Annotated in this window: 21 protein-coding genes; 9 read left to right on the top strand and 12 right to left on the bottom strand. The window is 67.9% G+C overall.

Going from position 1 to position 25,675, the window contains the following annotated elements; all coding sequences use genetic code 11:
• Positions 1-187: 187 nt before the first annotated feature.
• From ACYVJ8_RS02165 to ACYVJ8_RS02155, 3 genes are all read left to right on the top strand, one after another.
• The gene (locus ACYVJ8_RS02165) at positions 188-838 is read left to right on the top strand and encodes a hypothetical protein (RefSeq protein WP_460709253.1); all 651 of its coding nucleotides are present in this window, start codon (positions 188-190) and stop codon (positions 836-838) included.
• A 125-nt stretch (positions 839-963) separates the two neighbouring features.
• Positions 964-4,479, top strand: a complete 3,516-nt coding sequence (gene dnaE, locus ACYVJ8_RS02160; RefSeq protein WP_460709252.1) for a DNA polymerase III subunit alpha — start codon at positions 964-966, stop codon at positions 4,477-4,479.
• A gap of 76 nt (positions 4,480-4,555) precedes the next feature.
• Positions 4,556-5,515 carry an acetyl-CoA carboxylase carboxyltransferase subunit alpha gene (locus ACYVJ8_RS02155; protein WP_460709251.1) on the top strand — a complete coding sequence of 320 codons (960 nt, stop codon included), beginning with the start codon at positions 4,556-4,558 and terminating at the stop codon, positions 5,513-5,515.
• Here the strand turns inward: ACYVJ8_RS02155 and ACYVJ8_RS02150 are convergent, their stop codons facing one another.
• Positions 5,516-6,691 carry an alpha/beta fold hydrolase gene (locus ACYVJ8_RS02150; RefSeq protein WP_460709250.1) on the bottom strand — a complete coding sequence of 392 codons (1,176 nt, stop codon included), beginning with the start codon at positions 6,689-6,691 and terminating at the stop codon, positions 5,516-5,518.
• 133 nt (positions 6,692-6,824) lie between these two features.
• Between ACYVJ8_RS02150 and tilS the strand changes: the two genes are divergently transcribed.
• From tilS to ispA, 3 genes are read left to right on the top strand one after another with little or no spacing between them, the layout of a single operon-like run.
• Positions 6,825-8,141 carry a tRNA lysidine(34) synthetase TilS gene (gene tilS, locus ACYVJ8_RS02145; RefSeq protein WP_460709249.1) on the top strand — a complete coding sequence of 439 codons (1,317 nt, stop codon included), beginning with the start codon at positions 6,825-6,827 and terminating at the stop codon, positions 8,139-8,141.
• 31 nt (positions 8,142-8,172) lie between these two features.
• Entirely contained in the window at positions 8,173-8,439 is a 267-nt protein-coding gene (locus ACYVJ8_RS02140) for an exodeoxyribonuclease VII small subunit (protein ID WP_460709248.1), read from the top strand.
• Entirely contained in the window at positions 8,432-9,307 is an 876-nt protein-coding gene (gene ispA, locus ACYVJ8_RS02135; RefSeq protein ID WP_460709247.1) for a (2E,6E)-farnesyl diphosphate synthase, read from the top strand. Before ACYVJ8_RS02140 ends, ispA begins: the two co-directional genes overlap by 8 nt.
• Before the next feature lie 91 nt (positions 9,308-9,398).
• On the opposite strand, the gene ACYVJ8_RS02130 is transcribed toward ispA, so the two are convergent.
• Both ACYVJ8_RS02130 and pmbA read right to left on the bottom strand, forming a co-directional pair.
• Complete coding sequence (locus ACYVJ8_RS02130; RefSeq protein WP_460709246.1) at positions 9,399-9,737, bottom strand: DUF4870 domain-containing protein; 339 nt, start codon at positions 9,735-9,737, stop codon at positions 9,399-9,401.
• Between the two features lie 104 nt (positions 9,738-9,841).
• Positions 9,842-11,209: a metalloprotease PmbA gene (gene pmbA, locus ACYVJ8_RS02125; RefSeq protein WP_460709245.1), complete on the bottom strand. Its 1,368-nt coding sequence runs from the start codon at positions 11,207-11,209 to the stop codon at positions 9,842-9,844.
• A gap of 90 nt (positions 11,210-11,299) precedes the next feature.
• Here pmbA and yjgA point away from each other — a divergent pair, with 90 nt between their 5' ends.
• Positions 11,300-11,869 carry a ribosome biogenesis factor YjgA gene (gene yjgA / locus ACYVJ8_RS02120; protein WP_460709244.1) on the top strand — a complete coding sequence of 190 codons (570 nt, stop codon included), beginning with the start codon at positions 11,300-11,302 and terminating at the stop codon, positions 11,867-11,869.
• A 17-nt stretch (positions 11,870-11,886) separates the two neighbouring features.
• On the opposite strand, the gene tldD is transcribed toward yjgA, so the two are convergent.
• From tldD to ACYVJ8_RS02100, 4 genes are all read right to left on the bottom strand, one after another.
• Positions 11,887-13,332, bottom strand: coding sequence for a metalloprotease TldD (gene tldD / locus ACYVJ8_RS02115; protein ID WP_460709243.1), 1,446 nt, complete (start codon positions 13,330-13,332; stop codon positions 11,887-11,889).
• A 127-nt stretch (positions 13,333-13,459) separates the two neighbouring features.
• Positions 13,460-17,335, bottom strand: a complete 3,876-nt coding sequence (locus tag ACYVJ8_RS02110; RefSeq protein ID WP_460709242.1) for a YhdP family protein — start codon at positions 17,333-17,335, stop codon at positions 13,460-13,462.
• Between the two features lie 39 nt (positions 17,336-17,374).
• Positions 17,375-18,871 (bottom strand): ribonuclease G, encoded by a 1,497-nt coding sequence (rng, locus tag ACYVJ8_RS02105; protein WP_460709241.1) that lies wholly within the window; start codon positions 18,869-18,871, stop codon positions 17,375-17,377.
• Complete coding sequence (locus ACYVJ8_RS02100; protein ID WP_460709240.1) at positions 18,868-19,503, bottom strand: Maf family protein; 636 nt, start codon at positions 19,501-19,503, stop codon at positions 18,868-18,870. Before ACYVJ8_RS02100 ends, rng begins: the two co-directional genes overlap by 4 nt.
• 207 nt (positions 19,504-19,710) lie before the next feature.
• On the opposite strand from ACYVJ8_RS02100, the gene ACYVJ8_RS02095 reads away from it, so the two are divergent.
• A complete protein-coding gene (locus tag ACYVJ8_RS02095) occupies positions 19,711-20,454 on the top strand; it encodes an SIMPL domain-containing protein (protein ID WP_460709239.1) in 744 nt (247 codons plus the stop codon).
• A gap of 346 nt (positions 20,455-20,800) precedes the next feature.
• Complete coding sequence (locus ACYVJ8_RS02090; RefSeq protein WP_460709238.1) at positions 20,801-21,478, top strand: energy transducer TonB; 678 nt, start codon at positions 20,801-20,803, stop codon at positions 21,476-21,478.
• Between the two features lie 69 nt (positions 21,479-21,547).
• Here ACYVJ8_RS02090 and rlmH read toward each other — a convergent pair whose 3' ends face one another.
• The 5 genes from rlmH to nadD form a co-directional block, all read right to left on the bottom strand.
• Complete coding sequence (gene rlmH / locus ACYVJ8_RS02085) at positions 21,548-22,018, bottom strand: 23S rRNA (pseudouridine(1915)-N(3))-methyltransferase RlmH (protein ID WP_460709237.1); 471 nt, start codon at positions 22,016-22,018, stop codon at positions 21,548-21,550.
• A 43-nt stretch (positions 22,019-22,061) separates the two neighbouring features.
• Positions 22,062-22,763, bottom strand: coding sequence for a hypothetical protein (locus tag ACYVJ8_RS02080; RefSeq protein ID WP_460709236.1), 702 nt, complete (start codon positions 22,761-22,763; stop codon positions 22,062-22,064).
• On the bottom strand, positions 22,763-24,340 hold the full coding sequence (locus ACYVJ8_RS02075) for an alkaline phosphatase (RefSeq protein WP_460709235.1): 1,578 nt from the start codon (positions 24,338-24,340) through the stop codon (positions 22,763-22,765). Before ACYVJ8_RS02075 ends, ACYVJ8_RS02080 begins: the two co-directional genes overlap by 1 nt.
• 170 nt (positions 24,341-24,510) lie before the next feature.
• Complete coding sequence (gene rsfS / locus ACYVJ8_RS02070; RefSeq protein ID WP_460709234.1) at positions 24,511-24,948, bottom strand: ribosome silencing factor; 438 nt, start codon at positions 24,946-24,948, stop codon at positions 24,511-24,513.
• 31 nt (positions 24,949-24,979) lie between these two features.
• Complete coding sequence (gene nadD, locus ACYVJ8_RS02065) at positions 24,980-25,660, bottom strand: nicotinate-nucleotide adenylyltransferase (RefSeq protein ID WP_460709233.1); 681 nt, start codon at positions 25,658-25,660, stop codon at positions 24,980-24,982.
• Positions 25,661-25,675: the final 15 nt, after the last annotated feature.

The raw sequence follows: 25,675 nt of genomic DNA, 5'->3' as shown, positions 1-25,675 counted from the left end.
CAGTCAGCAACGGATCGCCTGACTGAACCGTTCGTCGGCATCACCTTCCGGAGCACTGCCATCGGCGCATCATTTGCTTGCCCCTTGGTCAAGGCTCGCTTGGGTGCCGCGCGACGGACCGGCCCGGCGCGGCTTCCGCGAATGAGCCTCCCTGTGGACTAGGCCGGAAGCGAGGTGCCCCATGCGCATGCCTCACCCCACCCCCACCGATCACCCGCTGCCGTTCGAACATTTCCGCGGCGGACTCACCGACGCCCTCGGCGCGCCGGCGGGCTTCCCCGAGATCGCCCTGTCGGGACCGGCCGTGGTCCGTTTCGACGAACTCGTCCATGAGCTCTACGCCGACGCCGCACGCGTCGACCAGCCGCGCCTGCAGCAACTGGTGGCCTGGCTGCTGTCGCTGCCGGAGGAAGAGGCGCAGGAGGAACTCGATGCGCGCCTGGCCCGCATGGATGAGCTGCGCGGCGTGCTCGAGGATCCCGCCTGGGACTGCACCGATGCGATGCGGATGCGCATCAACAAGCTGCTGGCGTACATCGACCGCGAGGACGACCTGATCCCGGACAGCCTGCCCCTGCTCGGCCGCCTCGACGACGTGCTGCTGATCGAACTGGCCTGGCCGGCCTTCGCCGAGGAAGCCAACGAGTACCGCGACTTCTGCCAGTACCGGCGCAGCGAGCACCCGGCCGGCACACCCGAAGAGCAGCGCAATGCCTGGCTGCGCGACCGCCTCGCCGAGCTCGAACTGATGCGGCAGAACACGCGGATGGAAGACGTGCATTTCAGCAACGGGCGCACGCCGGAAGGCCCGATGCGCGTGACCGGCTCGCCGCTGTAAACCTCTGACGGTTCGGCGGACCTGGCCCGGGTCCGCCCCTGCTCCGAATTGGTGCGGGGCGAAAGTCAATCTCGTGCGGCTTCGTCCCGGCTGCTAACCTGCGGGACCAGCCCGTCCCGGTCCGCATGTCCCGCTTCGTTCACCTCCACCTCCACAGCGAGTACTCGCTCGCCGACTCGACGATCCGCATCGGCGAGTTGGTCAAGCGCTGCGCGAAGCTGGAGCAGCCAGCGGTGGCGATCACCGACCTGGACAACCTGTTCGCGGCGGTGAAGTTCTACAAGGCCGCCGAAGGCGCGGGGATCAAGCCGATCATCGGCGCCGACATCGGCCTGGCCGACGGCAACGAGACGCCGGCGCGCATGACCCTGCTGTGCCGCGACCGCGCCGGTTACCTCACCCTGTCGCGCCTGCTCACGCGCGCCTGGATGGAAGGCCACCGCATCGACGGCGTGGCGATCCGCCCGGAGTGGCTGCGCGAGGAAAACGTCGGCCTGTTCGCGCTCGCCGGCCGCAAGAGCCTGGCCGGCCACCTGGTCGCGAGCCATCGCCATGAACTGGCCGAGGCTTCGCTCGCCGACTGGCGCGAAGTCTTCGGCGACCGCCTCCATCTCGAACTCACGCGCTCCGGCCGCGAGGGCGAGGATGCGTTCAACGCCTTCGCCCTGCATGCCTCGTCGCGCCGCGGCATTCCGCTGGTGGCGAGCAACGATGTGCGCTTCATCGACAGCGAAGGCTTCGAAGCGCACGAGGCGCGCGTGTGCATCGCCTCCGGCCGCGTGCTCGACGACCCCAAGCGTCCGCGCGAGTACAGCGCCGAGCAGTTCCTGAAATCGTCGGAAGAGATGGCGAAGCTGTTCGCCGACGTGCCCGACGCGATCGACAATGCGGTGGCGCTCGCCACGCGCTGCAACGTCACGATGAAACTGGGCGAATACGCCCTGCCCGCCTTCCCGGTGCCGAGCGAGCACACGATCGAATCGTGGCTGCGCAACACCGCGCGCGAAGGCCTCGTCGCGCGCATGGAAAAGAACCCCGTGGCCCCGGGCAAAACCCGCGAGGACTACGACGCGCGCCTGGAAGTCGAACTGGACGTCATCATCAAGATGGGGTTCCCCGGTTACTTCCTGATCGTGGCGGACTTCATCAACTGGGGTAAGGCGCAGGGCATTCCGGTGGGTCCGGGGCGCGGTTCGGGCGCGGGCTCGCTGGTGGCGTGGGCGCTGGGCATCACCGACCTGGATCCGCTGCCGTACGACCTGCTGTTCGAGCGCTTCCTCAATCCCGAACGCGTGTCGATGCCCGACTTCGACATCGACTTCTGCATGGACCGCCGCGACGAGGTGATCGACTACGTCGCGCGCAAGTACGGCCGCGACCGCGTCTCGCAGATCATCACCTACGGCACCATGGCGGCGAAGGCGGTGGTGCGCGACTCCGGCCGCGTGCTGGGCCATCCCTATGGCATGGTCGACGGCATCGCCAAGCTGATCCCCAACACGCTGGGCATTTCGCTCGACGATGCCCTGGGCGAATCCGAAGCCGCGAAGAAGGACAGCAACCTCGCCTCGGCCGAGCTGATCCAGCGCTACCACGCCGAAGACGAAGTGCGCGATCTGCTCGATCTCGCGCGCAGCCTCGAAGACCTCACCCGCAACGCCGGCAAGCACGCCGGCGGCGTGGTGATCGCGCCCTCGCCGCTGTCCGACTTCTGCCCGCTGTTCGCCGAACACGACGGCGAAGGCCGCGGCAAGAACCCGGTGACGCAGTTCGACAAGGACGACGTCGAAGCGGTCGGTCTGGTGAAGTTCGACTTCCTCGGCTTGCGCACGCTCACGATCATCGATTGGGCGGTGAAGGCGATCAACGTGCGGCGCCAGCGCGAGGGCCTGGAGCCGCTCGACATCACCACGCTGGAGCTGACCGACAAGCCGACCTACGAGCTGTTCGCGCGCGGCGACACGGTCGCGGTGTTCCAGTTCGAATCCCGCGGCATGCGCGAGCTGCTCAAGCGCGCGCGGCCCGACACCTTCGAGGACATCATCGCGCTCGCCGCGCTGTTCCGTCCGGGCCCCTTGGGCTCGGGGATGGATCGCGACTGGGTCGATCGCAAGCACGGCAACGCCGAAGTCACCTACCCGCACGAATCGCTGGAGCCGGTGCTGGCGCCTACCTACGGCGTCATCGTGTACCAGGAACAGGTGATGCAGATCGCGCAGGTGCTGGCGGGCTATACGCTCGGCGGCGCCGACATGCTGCGCCGCGCGATGGGCAAGAAGAAGCCCGAGGAGATGGCGAAGGAGCGCGCCAAGTTCGAGGAAGGCTGCCTGCAGCGCGGTATTCCGGCCCGGCAGGCGAGCCCGATCTTCGACCTGATGGAGAAGTTCGCCGAGTACGGCTTCAACAAGTCGCACTCGGCCGCGTACGCGCTGGTCGCCTACCAGACCGGTTGGCTGAAGGTGCACTACCCGGCCGAGTTCATGGCCGCGGTGATGTCCTCGGACATGGACAACACCGACAAGGTGGTGGGCTTCCTCGACGAAGCGCGCGTCATGGGCCTGACCGTGCTGCCGCCGGACGTGAATGCGTCGGCGTACATGTTCGAAGCCGTGACTCCAGACACCATCCGTTACGGCATCGGCGCGGTGAAGGGCGTCGGTCGCGGTGCCTGCGAAGCGATCGTGGAAGCACGTCGTTCCGGCGAATTCACCGATCTGCTCGATTTCTGCAAGCGCGTCGACAGCAGCAAGCTCAACAAGCGCGCGCTCGAAGCCCTGGTACAGGCCGGCGCGCTCGATGCGCTCGGGAAGAACCGCGCCAGTCTCTCGCTGCAATTGCCGGAAGTGCTGAAGGCCACCGAACAGCTCGCACGCGAACGCGAGGCCGGCCAGGTGTCTTTGTTCGGCGGCGTGGAGGCGGCCGCGCCGACGCTGCACATCGAGCTGAGAGAAACGGACGAGTGGCCGCTGGTGCAGCTGCTCAGCGGCGAACGCGAAACCCTCGGCCACTACCTCAGCGGCCATCCTTTCGATCCCTATCGCGAAGAGTTGCGCGCGCTGGTCGGTCACGACCTGGGCGACCTGGAAAGGATCTGGGACTCGCGCCCGGAAAGCGCGCGCAGCGGCTGGCGCCCGGAACTGGAGACCGTCGTCGCCGGCCAAGTGGTCGGCCTGCGCAAGAAGGGCGACAGCCAGATGTTCGTGCAGATCGAAGACGGCCGCGGTCGCCTCGAATGCGCCTTCTTCGCCGAGACCTACAACGAGTTCGCGCAGCTGATCGCGCGCGACCGCTTGCTGATCGTGCAGGGCGGCCTGCGCGAGGACGCCTTCAGCGGCGGCTTCGCCCTGAAAGCGCAGCGCTGCTGGGACTATTCGCAGCTGTGCGCCAAGCACGTGCAACGGCTGTCGCTGCGCCTGGACCTGCGCGTCCCGGGCACCTGGTCGCGCGTGGATTCGCTGCTGGCCAAGCACCGCCCCGGTTCGACGCCGCTGCGGCTGGACCTGCTGCGCGACGGCGCGGCGGGGATGCTCGATCTAAACGGCAGCCATTCGATCCGCGTGGATGCGGACTTGCCGGGGACGCTGCGCTCGCAGCCGGGCGTTAGGACCGTGAAGCTGGCGTTTTCGCGGCCTTGGGGATGATTTCCCAAACACCCCCGTACGGCCCCTTTGCTTCACCTCGGCTACACTTCCGCCCCTCACCGGCCCCGGCCAGCGCATGAACCCGAACTACCTCGACTTCGAACAACCCATCGCCGACCTGGAAGCCAAGATCCAGGAGTTGCGCCATGCCAGCCATGGCCCGGCGGTCAACATCGAGGCCGAAATCCACGCGCTGCAGGAAAAGCTGCGCCAGCGCACCGCGCATATCTTCCGCGACCTCACGCCGTGGCAGATCTCGCAGCTGGCGCGCCATCCGGCGCGGCCTTACACGCTCGACTACGTGCGCGTGATCTGCGACGAGTTCCAGGAACTCGCCGGCGATCGCGCCTTCTCCAACGACAATGCCATCGTCGGCGGCCTGGCCCGCATCGACGGCCGCAGCGTCGTGATCATCGGCCACGAGAAGGGCCGCGACACCAAGGCCAAGGTCCGGCGCAACTTCGGCATGCCCAAGCCCGAGGGCTACCGCAAGGCGCTGCGGCTGATGAAGCTGGCGGAACGTTTCAGCCTCCCGGTCCTCACCTTCATCGACACCGCCGGCGCCTGGCCGGGCATCGATGCGGAAGAGCGCGGCCAGTCCGAAGCCATCGCCCGCAACCTGCTGGAGATGTCCGAACTACGCGTGCCGATCATCTGCACCGTGATCGGTGAGGGCGGTTCCGGCGGCGCGCTCGCGATCGGCGTCGGCGACCGCACGCTGATGCTCGAATACGGCACCTATTCGGTGATCACGCCGGAAGGCTGCGCCTCGATCCTGTGGAAGACCGCGGAGAAGGCGAAGGACGCCGCCGAACAACTGGGCATGACCGCCAAGCGCCTGAAGGAACTCGGCCTGATCGACAAGATCGTGCGCGAACCCATCGGCGGCGCGCACCGCAATCCCACGCAGATGGCGAAGCGTTTGAAGGCCGTGCTGCTCAACGAGCTCGACGCGCTCGAGCAGATTCCGGTGCCGGATCTGCTCGACCGCCGCTACAAGCGCCTGCGCGGTTACGGGGCGTACGAGGCGGCGTAATTACTTCGCCGCCGCCGTCACTTCCGCCTCCGGCGCATCCCCCGCCCGCACCGCCAGCGGACGCACATCGTTGACCAGATGCATCAGGAACAGCCCCGGCTGCTCCTGCATCATCATGTGCGCCGAGTCGTCGAACCAGAACATCTGCTTGACCGGCGCCTGCAGCGTGTCGAACCAGCGTGCGGCCACCTCGGACGACGTGGTGTAGTCGTGGCGGCCGTTGAAGATGAAGACCGGCGTCTGGAAACGCGTGTTGCGGCTGAAGTCGACCGAAGCCAGCGGCGTGAGCAGGTGCTGCAGCGAGAACAGGCTGCCCTGATCGATCGCCGCCACTTCGGCGTTGCTGTAGTCCGGCGACAGCTTGCGCGCATCGTCGAAGGGCTTGAACTCGGTGCGGCCCCAGGCCAGGCCGCCGTAGTACATGGTCCATTTGCGTTGCGCACCGATGCGCTCGATGGTGAGCTTGTCGGCCGGGCCAGGGTACGGCGCCAGCGCTTCCAGTTCGCGAATCGCTTCCTGGTTGCCTTGCGCGCGCGCCTGCTGCAGCGCCCACTGGTAGCCGATCGCCTCGCTCGCGGGCATGTTCGCGATCTGGCCGGCGCCCAGGTACGCGTGCAGCCACTGCGGATGCCGGCGCGCGATCTCTTCGCCGACGACGCTGCCCCAGGAGTGGCCGAGCACGAAGATCTTCTGCTTGCCGTAGGTCGCCATCAGATAGCGGATCATGTCTTCGGCGTCGGCGACCATGCCGTCGATGCTCATGCGCGGCGCCATCGCCTCCGGCGTATTCGCGGCGAAGGTCTTGCCCGCGCCGCGCTGGTCCCATTGGACAACCGTGAAGAAGTCTTCCCATGGCCGCTGATAGCCGTAGGACTCGACCATCTCCACCGAACCCGGGCCGCCATGGATGTAGAGCAGGATCGGGTTGCGGCGATCGTTGCCGCGCACGGAGATCCACTGGCGGATGCCGCCGATCTCCACCAGCTTCAGTTCTTCCACACCGTGCGGGGACAGGATCTTGCGGCTCTGCGCGAGGATCGCGCGGGCGTCGTCCTGGCCGAAGGACTTGCGGGTCGCGGGCACGTCGCCGGCATGGGCCACGGATGCCGAGGCAACCACCGCCAATGACAGCGTCGCCAACAGCAGCGACGAAGCGAAGCGTCCAATCGAGTTCATCTGCATCCTCCTTGTGGGTTGCGATGGATTGTCGCGAAAGCCGGGCGCGTCTGGTCGTGCCATGCGTCACTGCAACCCTTCGCCGCCTTGCTGCAACACGCGCTGGGTGGCGCGGCCGCGCTACGATGCGGCGATGACCACGGCCCGGCTCATTTCGGCTTCGACCTTGCCCAGCGGCGGCGCGTTCGTGGTCGGACTCAGTGGCGGCCTGGATTCGATGGCCCTGCTGCATGCGCTGTCGGTGCTGCCGGAAGTGCGGCAACGCGGCCTGCGCGCACTGCACGTGCACCACGGCCTACATGCAGACGCCGATGCCTGGCAGTTGCACTGCGAAGACGCCTGCACGCAGTTGCAAGTGCCGTTGCGAAGCGTGCGCGTGGACGTCGCGCACGCAGGCGAGGGCTTGGAAGCGGCGGCACGGCAGGCGCGCCGCGCCGCGTTCGCCGGCGAACTCGAGGACGGGGAAGTGCTGGCGCTCGCGCATCATCGCGACGATCAGGCCGAGACCTTCCTGTTGCGGGCGCTGCGCGGTTCCGGCGTCGACGGGCTCGGCAGCATCCGGCCCGTGCAGCGCTTCGGAATCGGCTGGGTGTGGCGTCCTCTGCTCGACTGCGCCCGTGCGCAACTGCAGGCCTACGCACAAACGCAGCACTTGTCCTGGGTCGAAGACCCGAGCAACGCCGACGACCGCTTCGACCGCAACTTCCTGCGCAACCGCGTAGTGCCGCTGCTGCGCGAACGCTGGCCGCACGCCGCAGATGCGCTTGCCGCTTCGGCCGCACTGTGCGCGCAAGCGGACGAGCTGCTCGACGCCGAAGATGCGCGCGGCCTCGCATCGTCTCGCACCGCCGATCCGCAGGTCCTCTCGCGCGACGCGCTGCTCGTCCTGCCCGCAGCGCGACGCGCACGCGTGCTGCGCCGCTGGATCGAGGCGCTCGGCCTGCCGCCGCTGCCGGCCGAAGGCGTGGCCCGCATCGAGGCCGACCTGCTGCCGGCCCGTGCCGATGCCGAACCTTGCTTTCAATGGCAGGACGCGCAGATCCGCGCCTGGCGCGATCTCCTGCATGCCGCGCGGGTGCGGCCCGTATTGCCATCCTCATGGCGGCAGGCATGGGACGGCGCGGTGCCGCTGGCCTTGCCCGACGGTTCGACGCTGGCGCTGCGCGGCACCGATGCGTTCGATGCACCGCTTACGGTCCAGGCACGCCAGGGCGGCGAGCGCATGACCCTGCCCGGCCGCGCGCATTCGCACACGCTCAAGCACGTCCTGCAGGACCTGGGCGTTCCGCCCTGGGTGCGCGAACGGCTGCCGCTGCTGTGCACTGCCGACGAACTGCTGGCGGCCGCCGACATCGCCTATTCCGCCCGCTTCGATGCCTGGCTGCGCGAACGCGGCGCCCGGCTCGACTGGCGGCAGATTCCGATCGATGCCACCGGTCCGCACGATTGACCGTCCTGCACCCCGCCCTCAAACTTTCGCCATGGCCGCCCGCACCCCCGACAACGACACACCCGCCGCTTCGCCGGTCGCCGATTTCGAGCAGTCGCTGGACGCGCTCGAGCACCTGGTCGAACAGATGGAACGCGGCGACATGAGCCTGGAGGAGTCGCTGGCCGCCTACGAGCGCGGCGTCGGCCTCTATCGCAAGTGCCAGACCGCGCTGGAACAGGCCGAGCTGCGCGTGCGCCTGCTCAGCGATCCGCAGGACCCCGCCGGCGGCGAACCTTTCGCTTCGCCCGATGCCTGATTCGCTTTTCTCGCATTGGCGCGTCCGCGTCGATGCCGCGCTGACCCGCGCCCTGCCCGCCACCGACGCCTCGCCGCAGCGTCTGCACGCCGCCATGCAGCGCGCCGTGCTGCTGGGCGGCAAGCGCATGCGTCCTCTGCTGGTGTACGCCAGCGGCGCGCTGGCGGGCGCGAGCGAAACCGCGCTCGATGCGCCCGCGGCGGCGGTGGAACTGATCCACGCCTATTCGCTGGTGCACGACGATCTGCCCGCCATGGACGACGACTCGTTGCGCCGCGGGCAGCCGACCGTGCATGTCGTCTTCGACGAGGCCACGGCCATCCTGGCCGGCGACGCATTGCAGTCGCTCGCGTTCGAAGTGCTGGTGCAGACGCCGGTCGCCGATGCGATCCGCGTCGAACTGCTGCGCACCCTCGCCCAGGCCGCGGGCGTGGCGGGCATGTGCGGCGGGCAGGCATTGGACATCGACGCTACCGGCACCCGGCTGACGGTCGAGCAGCTCGAACGCCTGCACGCGCTCAAGACCGGTGCGCTGATCCGCGCGGCGGTGCGCATGGGCGCGCTGTGCGGCGGCTTCGGCGGCGAGGACTTGGAACGGCTCGACCGCTTCGCCACTGCGCTCGGCCTGGCCTTCCAGGTGCGCGACGACATCCTCGACGTGGAGAGCGACAGCGCGACGCTGGGCAAGACCGCCGGCAAGGACGTGGCTCAGGACAAGGCGACCTTCCCCGCGCTGATCGGATTGGATGCCTCGCGTGCGCGTCTGGCCGAGCTGGCCGACACGATGCGCAATGCGCTGGCGCCCTTCGGCGCGCGCGCGGATGCATTGGCCGCGCTGGGACGCGTGGCGATCGAACGCGATCGCTGAGTTCGCCCAACTCGGCAACGAAAAACGCCGGCAAGATGCCGGCGTTTTCGTATCCCGCAGTCGCGGCCGCAGCCGCGACACTTCGTCGGGATCAGCTGATCAGGCGCCACGTAAGGGGATAGCGATACGTTTCGTTTTCGCTGGTCTTGACCGCGGCAACGATGCACAGGATCAGGTTCGCCAGACAGACGGCCGGCAGAAGCAGGAAGCCGATCAGGACGAAGATCAGTAACCAGGAAACGATCATCGCGATGGCCACGGTGATCTGGAAGTTCAGCGCTTCCTTCGACTGTTCGACCAGATAGGCCTTGTCTTCCTTGTCCTTGTGAATCAGCCAGACGATCAGCGGCATGATGAAGCCGAGAAAGATCCCGGACAGATGAGTGATCATCGCCAAGGTCTTGTCATCGGACGACGCGGGTTCGTTCATTTGCTTTTCCCCTAAGCAGTGCGGCGGACGGATGGTCCCGCACTGTCCCGCGCCCGTCAGGGCCCTGTCAAGGGAAGGCCGAGGGAACCGGCGAGCGCCGGCGATCAGCTTTCGCCGGCCACCGTCATGCGCCCGACCAGGATCGAACCGGTGCGGATATGCGAGCGCGGATCGACGTCGGTGCCGACCGCTTCGATGGCATTGAACATCCCGCGCAGATTGCCGGCGATGGTGATGCCGTCGACGGGATAGGCCAGCGCCCCGTTCTCGACCCAGAAGCCCGCGGCACCGCGCGAATAATCGCCTGTCACGGTATTGACACCCTGCCCCATCAGCTCGGTGACGAGCAGGCCGCGTCCCATATCCTTCACCATCGCGTCCAGCGACCCGGCATTCGCGGCGACCTGCAGGTTGTGCACGCCGCCGGCGTTGGCGGTGGTCGCCAGGCCCAGCTTGCGCGCGGAGTAGCTGCCCAGCACGTAGCGTTCGAGGATGCCGGCGCGCACCAGCGAGGTTTCGCGCGTCGCCACGCCTTCGGCGTCGAAGGCGGAGGAGCGCAGCCCGCGCGGCAGGAACGGGCGTTCGTCGATGGCGAACCACTCCGGAAACAGCCGGGTGCCCACGCTGCCGACCAGGAAACTGGCCTTGCGGTACAGCGCGCCGCCGGAGACCGCGCCGATCAGGTGGCCGATCAGCGAACGCGCGACTTCCGCGGCGAACAGCACCGGATACTCGCCGGTAGGGACCTGCCGCGGCGACAGACGCGACACCGCGCGCTCCGCGGCCCGGCGACCGATGGCCGCGGCCGATTCCAGGTCTTCGGCGGCGAGCGCGTAGCTGTACCAGCCGTCGCGCTGCATGGCATCGCCACGGCCTGCGATCAGTGCGCAACCGATGCTGTGGTTGGTGCTGCGCTCGCGGCCCAGGAAGCCGTGCGAGTTGGCGTAGACGCTCAGGCTGCTGCCGCTGCCCAGCGAGGCGCCGTCTGAGTTCTCGATGCGCTTGTCGAGCGCGCGCCCCGCCGCTTCGCAGGCCAGGGCCAGATCGACGGCCTGATCCGCTTCGATCGCCCAGGGATGCCAGCCGTCGAATTCGCGCAGCTGCGTGGCCATCAGCTCGCGGTCGGCGAGCCCCGCGGCTTCGTCGTCCTCGGTGTGGCGCGCGATCGCGCAGGCCTGCTCGACGGTGGCATCGAGGCTGGCGTCCTGCAGGTCCGCCGTGCTCGCGCTGCCCTTGCGCTTGCCGAAGAAGACGGTGACCGCGATACCGCGATCGCGCGTGGCTTCGACCGTCTCCACCTCGCCCATGCGCACATTGACGCTGAGCCCGGTCTCCTCCGAGCACGACACCTCGGCCTGGCTTGCCCCGCGCTCACGGCAGCGGTCGAGCAGGCGCTGGGCGATGTCGGCGAGCCGGTCCAGGCGGGTCTGGCTGTCGTCTTGGGCGGGGGCGGCCGGGAGGATGGCGTTCAATGATTTATCCTTTTCGCAGGAGCCGGATGCCCGGCGTGCAATATTGAATGAGTGCTGCAACCGCAGGCACTACAACATGAGTGATGCGCGATGCGTGGTCGTGACGACGAAACCGGCGAATTTTTGAGCCCCAGCCGCAGCCAGAATCGGCGCGACGCGCTGGAAGTACTGGCGCTGGGCGAGAAACTGGTATCGCTGACCGAGGCCCAGCTGGCGAAGCTGCCGGTTCCCGAGTCGCTGCTGCCGCACATCCGCGAATGCAAGCGCATCACCCAGCAGATCGCGCACAAGCGCCAGCTTCAGTACCTGGCCAAGCAGATGCGCCGCGAGGACGACGAGGTGCTGGAGGCGATCCGCGACGCGCTGGATGAAAAGGGCGAAGCCGCCCGCCGCGAGGTTGCGGCGATGCACCGCGTGGAAACCTGGCGCGACAAGCTGCTCGCCGAGGGCGATGCGGCGCTGGCGCAGTTGCTGGACGAGTACCCGTCCGCCGACCGCCAGTTGCTGCGGCAACTGACGCGCAATGCGCTGGAAGAGCGCAAGCGCAACAAACCGCCGCGGGCGTTCCGCGAGTTGTATCGCGAACTGCGGACTGTGCTGCTGGGCGATGCTGCGGATGCCGACGCGGGCGACGAGCCCTTGGACGACGAAACCGAATAACTGCGCAAACATGAGCGTCACGCAGCCTGCGTGCCGCCCACCGTCAGCGCTTCGATCAGCAACGACGGCTGGCCCACGCCCACCGGGACGCTCTGCCCATCCTTGCCGCACACGCCGACGCCTTCGTCCAACGCGAGGTCGTGGCCGATCATCTTCACCCGCTGCATGGTTTCCGGGCCGTTGCCGATCAGCGTGGCGCCCTTTACCGGCGCGGTGATCTTGCCGTCTTCGATCAGGTAGGCCTCGGTCGCGGAGAACACGTACTTGCCGGAGGTGATGTCGACCTGGCCGCCGCCGAAGTTCACCGCGTACAGGCCCTTCTTGACCGAGCGGATCATCTCTTCCGGATCGTGCGTGCCGGCGAGCATGTAGGTGTTGGTCATGCGCGGCATCGGCAGATGCGCGAAGGATTCGCGGCGGCCGTTGCCGGTCGGCGCCATGCCCATCAGGCGCGCGTTGAGCGTGTCCTGCATGTAGCCGACGAGCACGCCGTCCTCGATCAGCGTCGTGCAATTGGTCGGCGTGCCTTCGTCGTCGACGTTGAGCGAACCGCGACGGCCCGGCAGCGTGCCGTCGTCGACGATGGTGACGCCGGGCGAAGCCACGCGCTGGCCGATGCGGCCGGCGTAGGTCGAGGTGCCCTTGCGGTTGAAGTCGCCTTCCAGGCCGTGGCCTACGGCTTCGTGCAACAGCACACCGGGCCAGCCGGAGCCCAACACCACTGGCATCACGCCGGCAGGCGCGTCGATGGCGTCGAGATTCACCAGCGCCTGGCGCAGGGCTTCCTTCGCCAGCGCCTCGGGCCGGCCGCCGCCCAGCAGTTCGGCGTACGAATAGCGGCCACCGCCGCCGGCATAGCCGCTCTCGCGGCGGCCGTTGTGTTCGACGATCACCTGCACGTTGAAGCGCACCAGCGGACGCACGTCGGCCGCGAGCACACCGTCGCTGCGCGCGACCAGGACCGTGTCGACGCCGCCCGACAGGCTCACCACCACCTGCTGCACACGCGGGTCCGCGGCGCGCACGTAGCGGTCGATGCGGCGCAGCGCTTCGACCTTCTCTTCGTTGCCGAGCGAATCGATCGGGTCGTCGCTGGTGTACAGCGCGCGGCCATTGCCGCGTGCCAAGGCGCGCGCATTGTGGGTCGAGCCATCGCGCGCGATGGCGCGCGCCGATTTCGACGCCTCCAGCAAGGCCGCCGTGTTGATCTCGTCGGAATAGGCGAAGCCGGTCTTCTCGCCGCTGATCGCGCGCACGCCCACGCCCTGCTCGATCGAATGCGCGCCTTCCTTGACGATCCCGTCCTCGACCGTCCAGCTCTCGCGGCGCGCGTGCTGGAAATACAGATCGCCGAAATCGATCCCCGGCCCCAGCAGCGTGCCGAACGCGCGTTCGAGTCCGCCGGTATCGAGGCCGGCAGGCAGCAGGAGACGGGATTCGGCGAGCTGGATGGGCAGGGTCATCAGGAAACCATGTTGGGGAGACTGGAGAGCGCGCGTGAAGGCGCGCGGGCAGCTGCGGCGGCCGTAGGCCACTCGGACATCATGGAGGTGCGCGGGCCGGAACCCAACCCGCGATCGCCTGACCCGATCAGGTCTGGGGGACGACGGGGGCCGTCCCGGCGCGGCTTTGTTCGCGCGTAATCACTTCGACCTTGGGCTCCTTCCACGGCCCGGTGACCCGATAGGTCTTCGCCGCCAGCGAGCCCAGGGGCTTGTTCAGCACGACATTGGCGGCCGCACCGATGGCGGCGCCCACCGGCCCGCCCGCCACGGCGCCGATCGCGGTGAGCAGGTTGCCGGCCTTGGGCCGCACCTCGATGGTCTGGTCGTAGCTCTGCGCCTGCAGATTGGCAGTGCCGCGGATGTCGATCGTGGCCGCGGGGCCGTCGATCACCAGCTTGTCGCTGCGCGCCTGGGCATTGGCGAAGTGCACCGTGCCCTTCATTTCGTTGAACGCGAAGCCCTTGGAGAAGAAGTCGCGGAAGTCCAGGGTCAGGCGCTTGGGCAACTGAGCCAGGCTTAGCAGGCCCAGCACGCGGCCGGCGCCCGGCTCGATTTCGAGCAAGCGTCCTTCGCGCGCGTCCAGCTGCAGGCTGCCTTCGAGGCGATCCAGGCGGAACCCGACCGGACTGCCCGGCCAACCGGCGTCGAACTTCACCGTGCCCTCGCCGCCGCCGAGGCGATTGCCCAGGCCGAAACCGGCCAGCAGCGCACCGAAGTCGTCGCTGCCGATGTCGAGCTTCAGGTGCGTGCTCGCGGTCGTGCCTTGGCCGTTCCAATCGCCGCTCAGGTCGATGCGGTGCTTGGGCGCGCGCGTCTGCACCTGCTCGATGCGCATGCCCGCCGCGGTGGGATGGGTGCGCACGCGGGCGTTGCCGAGCTTGGCGTCGCTCAGATGCAGATCGTCGATATCGATCGTGAGCGCGGGGATCTTGGCGGGGTTGATGTCGTCGCCGGTCGCGGGCGTGGTACCCGTCGTGGCCGCCGCGCTGTGCGAGGCGGTCGTTGCGGAATTGCCCGCGTTCGTCGATGCCGGCGGCGCCGCGGCGCCGCGCCAGTAGACGCGCTGCAGGCGGCCCGCGATCGCTTCGCTTTCGTTCGCCGGAATCAGCAATGCACCTTCCAGGGTGGCACCGTCGGCCTGCACCGCGATCGCGCCGCGCGGCGCCGGTGCGACGATCACATGCGTGTCCGGGAAGGTGCCGCCCAGCAATTGCAGGCGATGCGCGGTCACGTCGATGCGTTGCAGCGGCAGCGAAGCGCCGCCCGCGCCGCCGCGCGTGAATGCTATCCAGTCGATGGCATCGAGCGTCTCGGCTTTACCGGTTGCGATCAGACCTGACGCCGGCGGGACCTCGTCGACGCGGTTGGCGCCCAACGCGACGCGCACGCCGGTCTGGCCCTTGTTGCTGCGGGCACGGATCGCCATGACGTTGCCGAACCCGACCAGGATGTCGCCGCTACCCAGCGGCAGCGCCGTTTCGATCGACGTCGCCAGCGGCGTCGTCGCCGGCTTGCGCATCGGTGCCGGCAGGGTCAGCGCGGTGCCGACCAGATTCGACTGCAGCTGCAGCAGCGTCGGTGCGGTCTTGCCCGGTGCGGCCTTGGGAATCGCGATGCCCACGGTCCAGTTCGAACGCCCGGACAGATAGGGCTTCAGCCAGCTCATCTCCTGCGCACGGTCGATCAGCTCAACCGCGCCCAGACTCGCATCGAGTCCGGCTTCGAAGACATGGCGCTGATCGCGCACATAGTCGCTACCGGCACGCAGCGACAGGCGGCCAGGCTCGCCTTCGTTGCGCACGGCGAGATTCTCGGCACCGAAACCATTGTTCGAATACACGGCGTTGCCGCTGACCTGGTCGAAGGCGAGCTTCCAGCGCGGATCGGCGAGCTTGGCGTTCTTCAACGCGACCGTGCCGTCGATGCGCATCGGCTTGCCGTGCTGCAACGGCAGCGTCAGGCCGAATCCGACTTCGGCCGGGCCGCTGGCGCGCACGTTGTCGATGGTGTCGGCGTGCTCCTTCTGCAGCGGACTGTGCTTGAGCACCGCGAGCAATTGCGAGGCATCGCCATCGCCCTGCGCCTTCACGGTAAGCGCGCCGCCGCGGTAGTCATCGATGCCTGCATAGAGCTTGCGGATCGCGACGTCGCCGAGACGGCCGCTGCCGTCCACGTCGAAGCCGATACCGGTGAAGCGCGTTTCCGCCTCCACGCCCTGCGCAGCCGGCCAGCCTTCATTGAAACGGACCGTGCCGTCGCGGATGTGGCCGGTCGCTTCGAACAGGCCGGTGTTGTTGCGGAACGGCCAGTCGTCGAGATCGCCCGAGACCACCGCACGGCCGCCGGTCACGGTGCCGCCGACGAGCGCGGTGTCGAGCCAGTGCACCGTCGTCGGCGACATGTCCTTGCGCAGCCAGAAGCTCTTGGCGACCGGCACCGGGGTGTCGTCGATGTCGGCGGCGATGTCGATCCACGGGCGTGTGCCATCGCCCTGCCACCACAGGCCGCCGCGCGCATGCGCGCCGTAATTGCCGAATTCCGTGCGTGCGTCGATGTGCAGGCCGGTCGTGCCCACTCGCCAGCCGGCGCCTTCGCGCCAGCCTGCGGCTTCGCCACGCAGCTTCATGCGATGCACGACACCGAAGCCCCAGGGCCAGTCGAAGGCCACTTCGGCCTGCGGATCGAATTGCAGGGTGAAGCCGTTGCCGTCGCCGTCGATCGTGCCCGCCAGGTTATGCACACCGGGCGATTTGCCGACGGCATCGAAACCCAGTTCACTGACCGCCGCATGCGCTCGCAACGGACCGCTGCGGCGGCCGGCGATTTCCACGTCGCGCAGCACAGCCTTGGGGCGCGATGCCTGCAGCCAGCGTCGCAGGCCCGGCGACAGCCGGTCGCTCAGCGCCAGCGCCGCGAACAGCGGGCCGGCATCGACCTGTTGCGCCTGCACGGCGTAGCTCTCGCCGCCGGCTATGAGCAGGCCGTCCAACTTCTGTGCGTCGTCGCCGCGGCCGATGCGCAAGCGCGGCGCGTCGACACGCCAACCGCCACGGATGAGCCGGTAGCCGGCTTGGGCTTCGACGTGATCGAAGCGGCTGCGCGGCGACGGCGCGCCGGCCTCGATGGGTTTGCCGCGCAGCGCGACGTTGTCGAGCATCGCGTCCACGGTGATCGCGGCCACGCGATTGCCGCGCAGTTCGCCCCAGGCTTCGGCACGGCCGACGCCGCTTTCGACCGCGATGCCCTGCGCCTGCAGCAGCGGCGACCACGCCGCCAGATCGGCGCGCTTGGCGCCGGCATAGGCGCGGCCGTCGCCCTTCTTGCGATCGAAGTCGATCACCGCGTCCAGCGGCGTCGCATCGAGGTGCGGCCACGCGCGCACGCCGGCGCGCACGCGATTGCCGTCGACGCGCAAGCGCAGATTGATCTTGGGAATGCGCGCATCGATGCCGAGCGAAGGTGCGTGCACGGCCAGCTTGCCGCCGATCACCTGCAACTCGCCGAGCCCTTCCAGCGCGGAGAACGGATCGCTGCCGGCCTGCTGCTGTCCCGGCAAACCGCGCACCTGCCAGCGGCCGTCGGCGGCGCGCTCCAGAGTCAAATCGAGGCCACGCAGGCGCAGCTCGGAGAAGGCATGCCCGGGCAGCAGGCCCGCGTACACCGACACCAGCATCTCGGTATCGCCGACGGTGAACGCGCGCGCACCTTCACCGATGCGCAGATTGTCCAGCTTCAACAACGGGCCGCGGCGCGTCCATGCGGTTTCGACCCGGTCGAACGCTACCGGACGCCCGGCGCGTTGGCTCAGCCAGGCGGCGATGCGTTCGGGATGGCTTTCCGCCATCGGCAGCACCTGGCTCGCTGCGCCCAGCAGCAACGCCACCAGCACGAGCACGATCGCCACCGTGTAGCCGAAGCCACGGCGCGCCATGCGCAAGCGGCGGCGCATCGGGGTGGGCATCAGCGTCGCGCTCCGCGCGCCACTTCGCAACAAGCTACTTCACAACAACACGACATCGAACTGCTCCTGCGCGTACTGCTCATCCGCCTGGAAGCGGATCGACTTGCCCAGGAATTCCTCCAGCTCCGCAACGGACGCGGATTCCTCGTCGGTGATGCGCGTTACCACTTTGGGCGAGGCAATCACCAGCAGGCGCGCGGCGTCGAACTGGCGCACCTGGCGGACGATCTCGCGGAAGATTTCGTAGGTCACGGTCTCCGGCGTTTTCAGCGTGCCGCGGCCGCCGCACTCGTGGCAGGGTTCGCTCAGCTGGCGCTCCAGGCTCTCGGTGGTGCGCTTGCGCGTCATCTCCACCAGGCCCAACGGCGAGAATTCGTACACCGTGGTCTTGGCGTGGTCGCGCGTCAGCGACTTTTCCAGCTGCCGCAGCACCTGGCGGCGGTGCTCAGCGTCGATCATGTCGATGAAGTCGATGATGATGATGCCGCCCAGGTTACGCAGGCGCAGCTGACGGGCCACCGACTGCGCGGCCTCCAGGTTCGTCCGATAGACGGTTTCCTCGAGGTTGCGCTGGCCCAGGAATGAACCGGTGTTCACGTCGATCGTCGTCATCGCCTCGGTCTGGTCGATGACCAGGTAGCCGCCGGACTTGAGCGGCACTTCCTTGTCCAGCGCGCGCTGGATCTCGTCTTCGACCCCGTACAGGTCGAAGATCGGCCGCGCGCCGGTGTAATGCTCGATCTTCTCGGCCAGGCCCGGCATGTATTGCGCGGCGAAGGCCTTCAGCCGTTCGCTGGTCTCGCGCGAATCCACCTTCACCTTCTCCACGTCCTTGCGCATCAGATCGCGCACCGCGCGCAGCGGCAGGCTGAGGTCCTCGTACACACGCTCGCCGACCTTCGAGTTGGCGGATTTCTCCTCGATCAGCTGCCAGGCACGGTTGAGGTAGGCGATGTCTTCGGCCAGCGCCTCTTCCGGCTGGCCCTCGGCATTGGTGCGGACGATGTAGCCGTGGTGTGCGCCGGTCGGCGACAAGGTGCTGACATGCGTCTTCAGGCGGGCGCGCTCGGCCTCGTCCTCGATGCGCGCGGACACGCCGACGACGCGGTTGCGCGGCAGCAGCACGAGATAGCGCGAAGGAATGCTCAGCTGCGTGGTCAGGCGCGCGCCCTTGCTGCCGATCGGGTCCTTCACCACCTGCACGATGATGTCCTGGCCTTCGCGCAGCAGCTCGGCGATCGGGCGCGTCGGCGCGGGCGGCAGGGGTGCGGCATCGGCTTCGCCCTCGCCTTCGGTCACGACCTGCGCCGGCTTGACGATGTCGGCGGCGTGCAGGAAGGCTGCGCGCTCCAGGCCGATCTCGACGAACGCCGCCTGCATGCCCGGCATGACCCGCTGCACGCGGCCCTTGTAGATGTTGCCGACGACACCGCGGCGCCAGCCGCGCTCGATGTGCAACTCCTGCAGCATGCCGTTTTCGACCACGGCGACGCGGGTTTCGCGCGGGGTGACGTTGACCAGGATTTCTTCGGTCATGGTGCAGCCACCGGCGATCGCGACGGTGCGGCGTTGAACTCAGCAGGCCTGGATTCCGCCGGCACGGGTTCATAGCCGAACTGGCGCAGGAGCTGCGCGGTCTCGTGCACCGGCAGTCCCATCACGCCGGAATAGCTGCCGCTCAGGCCGGTGATGAAGGTTTCGGCGAAGCCCTGGATCGCGTACGCACCCGCCTTGCCCTGCCACTGATCGCCGCCGATATACGCGGCAATCTGCGCTTCGCTCAGCGCAGCGAAGGCGACTTCGGAAATGGACACGGTCTGCAGCTCGCGCGATGGAGAGACCAGCGACACGGCCGAGATCACCTGATGCGTGCGGCCCGACAGGCGGCGCAACATGCCGGCGGCATCCTCGGCGTCCCGGGGCTTGCCGAAGACCTCGTCGTCCAGCACCACTTCGGTGTCGCTGCCCAGCACCACGGCGGCCGGATTCGCCATCACCTTGAGCAGGCCGGCGCCGGCCTTTTCGCGGGCGACGCGGCGCACGTAGGCTTCGGCCGGCTCGCCCGGCGCCCGCTGCTCCGGAACGTCGAGATCGATGATGCCGAACGGCAGGCCGAGGCGGCCCAGCAGTTCACGCCGGCGCGGGGATTGGGAGGCGAGATAGAGCATCGGGTCCTTGGGGCCATGAGCGCCCGACAGGCTCGGTGAGGGCGGGCGCGGGGCTGAATTCGCGAGGCCGAAGAATAACCCGGGCTGACTGGACGCCACCCCGCCCATGGTCACGTAACCCTGACCGGACTCACGAATCGTTTACCGTAGCCGCGCCCAATGTCCGCAAGCCGGCGCTTCCCCTAGTCCAACACGGAGTCAGACCCCATGCCGTCGCTGTCCCGCCTTGCCCTGCAACCGCTTGCCCTGGCTGCCCTCCTCACCTTCGGAGCCTTCACGCCGATGTCCTCGAACGCCCAGACCACGCCCTTCGTCGCCACCGACGGCACGCTGCTGAACGTTTCCGCGCAAGGCGAAGCCAAGCGCGTGCCCGACATCGCGCGGATGTCCACCGGCGTGGTGACCCGCGCCACCGATGCCAATGCCGCGATGCGCGCCAACGCCGAACAGATGGCCAAGGTCGTCGCCGCGATCAAGGCCGCCGGCATCGCCGACAAGGACGTGCAGACCAGCGGCATCAACCTCAACCCGACGTACCAGTACCGCGACAACCAGCCGCCCGCGATCACCGGCTACGAGGCCAACAACACGGTGAGCATCGTCGTTCGCGACATTCCCAAGCTCGGCAAGATCCTGGATTCGCTCGCCGCGGTGGGCGCCAACCAGATCAACGGCCCCAGCTTCGATGTCGACAAGAAGGACGAGGCGCTGGACGAAGCCCGCCAGAAGGCCGTCGCCAGCGCGCAGACGCGCGCCGCGATGTATGCCAAGACCCTGGGCATGAAGGTGCGCCGCATCGTCAGCATCAGCGAGGGCGGCAGCTTCAGCCCGCCGATCCCGATGGCACGCGGCATGATGGCGATGAAGGCGGAAGCGGCTGACACCTCGGTGTCTCCGGGCGAGAACACGCTGAGCGTGAATCTGGACGTGGTGTTCGAACTCGGGCGCTGAGCCCTCCCGTCGCAGTGAAACAAGAGGCCCGCAAACGCGGGCCTTTTGCTTTTCCTTCTCCCCGCGCGCGGAAAAACAAATAGCCCTCCCTTCTCCCCGCCTGCGGGGAGAAGGTGGCGCGAAGCGCCGGATGAGGGGGAGCGAGCGCAGCGAGCTGCTTTTGCTTCCGACTCTGTGCTGCAAGAGCAGACGCAACAGCAGCTCGCTACGCTCGCTACCCCTCATCTGCCCTTCGGGCATCTTCTCCCCGCAAGCGGGGAGAAGAAGAAGCGCGCCGAATCTTCTCCAACCCCATTCGCCACATCGCCGCGTTGTCATCCATACCGACAACCTCTGGAGGTGGCCCATGGTTCGAACCCACGCTCTGCACACGCCGCGCTTTCGCTTCGGCAAGCTGGACTTCACCCGCATCTCGGCCGAAGCCGGTGCGATCGCCATCAACGGTGCGGCACTGCTCTTGTTGCTGGCGCCCTTGAACATGTATGTCCCGCCGGTGTTGGACAAGGAAACCATTGTTTTCCCGACCTACCCGAAGAAGGTCGATCCGCCGCCTCCGCCCGTTCCAACTGAGCACGTTGTAATCACACCACCGCGCCATGCGTCCGTGACTCCCACACTGCCGCAGCAGATCGAAACACCGCAGCATCCGGTGTTCGAAGACTCGCAGGCCGGCGACATCCCCGCCGATCCCGAACCGATCGCAAAGCTCGAACCCGGTCTCGGCGATTCCATCACACAGCCCCTAGCAGGCGCGCATCTGGAATATCTGGAAGCGCCGGCGCCGCGCTATCCGGTCGAAGCCATCCGTGAGGCGCTGACCGGGACGGTGACGCTGCGGGTACTGGTCGATGTGGACGGCAAGCCGCTCGACGTGCAGATCGAGCACAGCAGCGGCCATCGCGTGCTCGATGCCGCGGCGCGCAAGCAGGTGCTGGCGAAGTGGCGCTTCAAGCCGGCGACGGAGAACGGTCGCGCGGTGCAGGCGATCGGCCTGATCCCGGTCGTGTTCAACCTCAACCAGTGACTCCCGAAGAAAGAAGGCCCGGGCAACCGGGCCTTCTTCGTATTTGCGTGCCCCGCTACCGGCGGCGAACTAGGCCCGGTGATAAGGATGATTCGCCAGCAGCGCCGCCGCGCGATAGAGCTGTTCGGCGGCCACCAGCCGCACCAGCATGTGCGGCAGCGTGAGCGGGCCCAGCGACCACTGCTCGTCCGCGCGCGCGACGACATCGGGCGAATGGCCTTCGGGGCCGCCGATCAGCAAAGCCAGATCGCGCCCCTGCGCACGCCAGTGCTCCAGGCGTTGCGCCAGTTGTTCCGACGACCACGGCTTTCCGCGTCCGTCGAGCGCGACCACCGTCGCCTGCTTCGGCAGCGCCGCCAGCACGCGTGCGCCTTCGTCCTGCGTCGCGCGCGCGGCGTCGCGGCCCTTGCCGCGCAGGCCCGGTTCGATCTCGATCAGGTCCAACGGCAACCAGTGCGACAAGCGCTTTTGGTATTCGCCGAATCCTTCCGCGACCCAGCGCGGCGCGCGTTCGCCGACGGCGATGAGCTTGGCTTTCATGGCGGCATGGTAGCGGACGCGCCGCTGCCATGATGTCCCGCCGCTATGGTTGCGCGCTGCCCGCGCCTTCGCGGATGTAGCGGCGCGCGAACGGATCCAGCTCCATGTCACCGATGTCGGCGTAGTCGATTTCGCGCATGCCGTCGGTGCGGGTAAAGGCTTGCGCTACCGGCTCCGTCTTCAGTGCACGCAGCTCGAGCGTGTAGGCGGCCCTGCCCTGGCCGCTGCGATACGACGCGGGCAGCGCGGCTTGCTCCAGCCAACCCAGTTCCACCGGCACGCCGCGAACCTGGCCGCGATAGCGCTGCACCTCCGCTCCGTTCGCGCTGCGCGACCGTGTGCTGCCCTGCGCCTGCAAATGCTCGCGCACAGACGGGTCGACGACATGGTTCAGCGCAACCCAACCGGGATCGCGCCCGAGCGCGCGCAGATCGCCGGGCGTATAGCTCACCACCTGGCCTTCGGCGACGAAGACTTCCTGATGCGTGAGCCCATCCGCGCCGCGCATCCACACGCGAACCGGCTCACCGGCGATCCGGTACTCCACGCGATCGTCGCTGCGTGCCAGCACCAGCGTGCGGTCGCCCTGACCATCGTGCACGCGGTATTCGGCGACCCATGCGGTCGCGCTGTCCGCTCCGGTGCTATCCGAGGATGCCTGTGCCGCGGGGCCGGCCCAAACCTGGCCGGCCCCCAGCAGACATGTCGAAAGCAGGAACGCCCGCAGCAAGCGCGTGCGACGCATCACTTGCCTTTCGCCATGCCGGCAAGCAGATCGCTCACCATCAGCGGCGGTACGACCTTCACCGTGCGGCCGCAATTGCCGTACAGGTGACACAGGAACACGTTCACGCCCTGCTCGGACTGCGCCATCACGTGGAAGATCGTGTTCTGCTCGACCACGCCCTGGAACGCGTGCGCACCGGGACCGCGTGCGTAAACCGCGACGTCCTCGGCGGCGTGCGTTTCCGATTCCAGCGGCACGGCCGCTTCCTGCAGGAACGCCGGAGCGGTGGTGTCGGTCAAGGTCAGGTCGGGACGCGGACCGGGCACGCGATAGCCGGGACCGTTGGCATAGCCCAGCGTGGTGTAGGGCTTGCCGTTGGCGTCGAGCGCGAGCTGGCCGTTGGTGCGTACCTTGCCGAGGATGTCGTTGCCGCGATCGGGATAGCCGGCGACGGTGAAGGTGTGGCTATGGTCGGCGGTGACGACGATCAGCGTGTCGTCGGCGGAGGCCTTGCTCTGCGCGACGCGCACGGCGTCGGACAGCTCCACCGCGTCGGTGAGCGCGCGGAAGGCGTTGCCGGCGTGGTGCGCGTGATCGATGCGGCCGCCCTCGACCATCAGGAAATAGCCCTTCTTACCGCTGGCATTGAGCAGATCGATCGCCTTGGCGGTCATCTCCGCCAGGCTGGGCTCTTTGCCAGTATCGACCGGGCGGTCGTACTCGTATTCCATGTGCGAGCGTTCGAACAGGCCGAGCAGATGACGCGTGCTGCGCGGATCGATCGCGTCGAACTGCGCCTTGTTCCACACGTAGGCCGACTGCGGCTTGCCAGCCCATTCGGTGGCGAGATTGCGGCCGTCCTTGCGGCGGCCCTTGGCGCCGGCGTCTTCCGGATCGTTGAAGGTGTTGGGCAGGAAGTAGCTGCGGCCGCCGCCCAGCGCGACTTCGATGCCGTCGCCGAAGGGGAATTCGACCAACTGGCGCGCGATGTCCTTGCAGCCGTTGGCCTTGGCTTCGGCGCTGAGTTCGGCATCGCTTTCCCAATCGCGGTTGGGCGTGTGCGAATAGGTCGCCGCAGGCGTCGCATGGGTCAGGCGCGCGGTGCTGACGACACCGGTCGCCAGGCCCATCGCTTCGGACATTTCCAGCAGCGTCGCCACGCCCTGCCCACGCGCGGACGCGCAGTCGTTGTAGCGGACGGCCTGGGTGACGCCGATCACGCCCTGCTTGGTCTTGATGCCGGTCATCATCGCCGTCATGGTCGGCGCGGAATCCGGCGTCTGTCCGTCGACCGAATAGGTCTTGGACAGGCTGACGTAGGGGAAGCGCTCGAAGCTCAGCGAATTCTCTTCGCCGGGATGGCCGTTGAGCTGGCCTTCGAGGATGCGGGCGGCCGCTACGGTGGACAGGCCCATGCCGTCGCCGACGAACAGAATCACGTTCTTGGCGGGGCGATTGTTGGGACGCAGCGTGGCGCCGTTATGCGCGGCGCGTGCGCCGTCTTCGTACCACTGCTTCGGGCTTTCGGCAAAGCTCGGTGCGGCCGCAATAGCGGTCAACGCCGCACAGCACAACATCAGGGTGGACTGACGCATCGGGGGAACTCCATCCGGTGGAAAGCCGACAGCCTGGGGGGCCGATGTTGCGAGGAGATTGCGCGGATGCGACGCGCGCGCATCGCCCGGCACGAACGAATCCGGCGACGCCAACAAAAAGCGGCGCGTTTTCACGCGCCGCTCACGAGCGATTCCGTGCGGATCGAAGGTCAGTAACGACTGTCGGTACCGGTCTCGCCTTCGTAGTCGTCCTGTTCCAGGCGCGAGGGCGGCTGGTCGCCTACCGTCCACAGCCGCTCTAGCGCATAGAACTCGCGGATGCGCGGCAGCATGATGTGCACGACCACGTCGCCGAGGTCGACGAGCACCCATTCGGCTTCACGCTCGCCTTCTACGCCCAGCGGCTGGACGTCGAGGTTCTTGGCGAACTTGACGACTTCGTCGGCGATCGACTTCACGTGGCGGGTGGACGTGCCGGAGGCGATCACCATGTAGTCGGTGACGCTGCTCTTGCCCCGGACGTCGATCTCGGCCACATCCCGTGCTTTGAGTTCTTCTACCGCGGCGTGGACCGTCTTGAGCAGGACTTCGGTCGGCGGCGGGGGATTCGGAAGACGGGTCTTGATGACTTGGGCTTGGCTGGTCAAGGGTGCGTGGCTCTGTGGGATTGCCGGTGAATTATAGGGAACCCGAGTTTGGCTCGGCTGTCGAGTACAAACGGTGACGATCGATGAAACCGGCGACGGACGGCGGCAGCCAGTCCCGCCAGCCCGGATCGCCCGCCGCGATGCGGCGGCGCAGCTCGGTGGAGGACTCCGGGCGTAATTCTTGCAAGGGCAGCACCGCCAGGCCGCCGGCCGGCGCCTCCGCCAGTTCGGCCAGCGTGCGCCAGCGCGACGATACTTCGGCGGCCACCTCCGGCGCGGTGCGGGCCAGCGATTCCGGATCGATGTGCGCGCCCGGCCGCTGTACCGCCAGGATGTGCGCATGCGCGAACAGCTCGCGCCAGCGATGCCAGGTGTGCAACTGGTTGAGCGAATCGCCGCCGACCAGCCAGGCGATCGGCAACGCGCCGCCGAACTGCGCGCGCAATTCCATCAGCGTATCGACGGTGTAGGACGGGCCTTCGCGCTGCAGTTCACGGCGGTCGACCTTCAGTCCCGCTTCGCCCGCGGTCGCCAGGTCGAGCATGCGTGCGCGCTGCAATGCGTCCGCATGCGTGGGCCCCTTGTGCGGCGGATCGGCCGCCGGCAGCAGGAACACCGTCGAGTCCATCGCATCGCGCGCTGCGCGCGCCACCGCCAGGTGGCCGTTGTGCACCGGATCGAAAGTCCCGCCGTAGCAGATCATCGCGCGCATGCGGCGGCGTGGAGG

The organism is Lysobacter terrae, from assembly GCF_054782215.1.
Note: the sequence above shows the minus strand (reverse complement) of the source record. Positions and strands in the feature narration are given on the sequence as shown.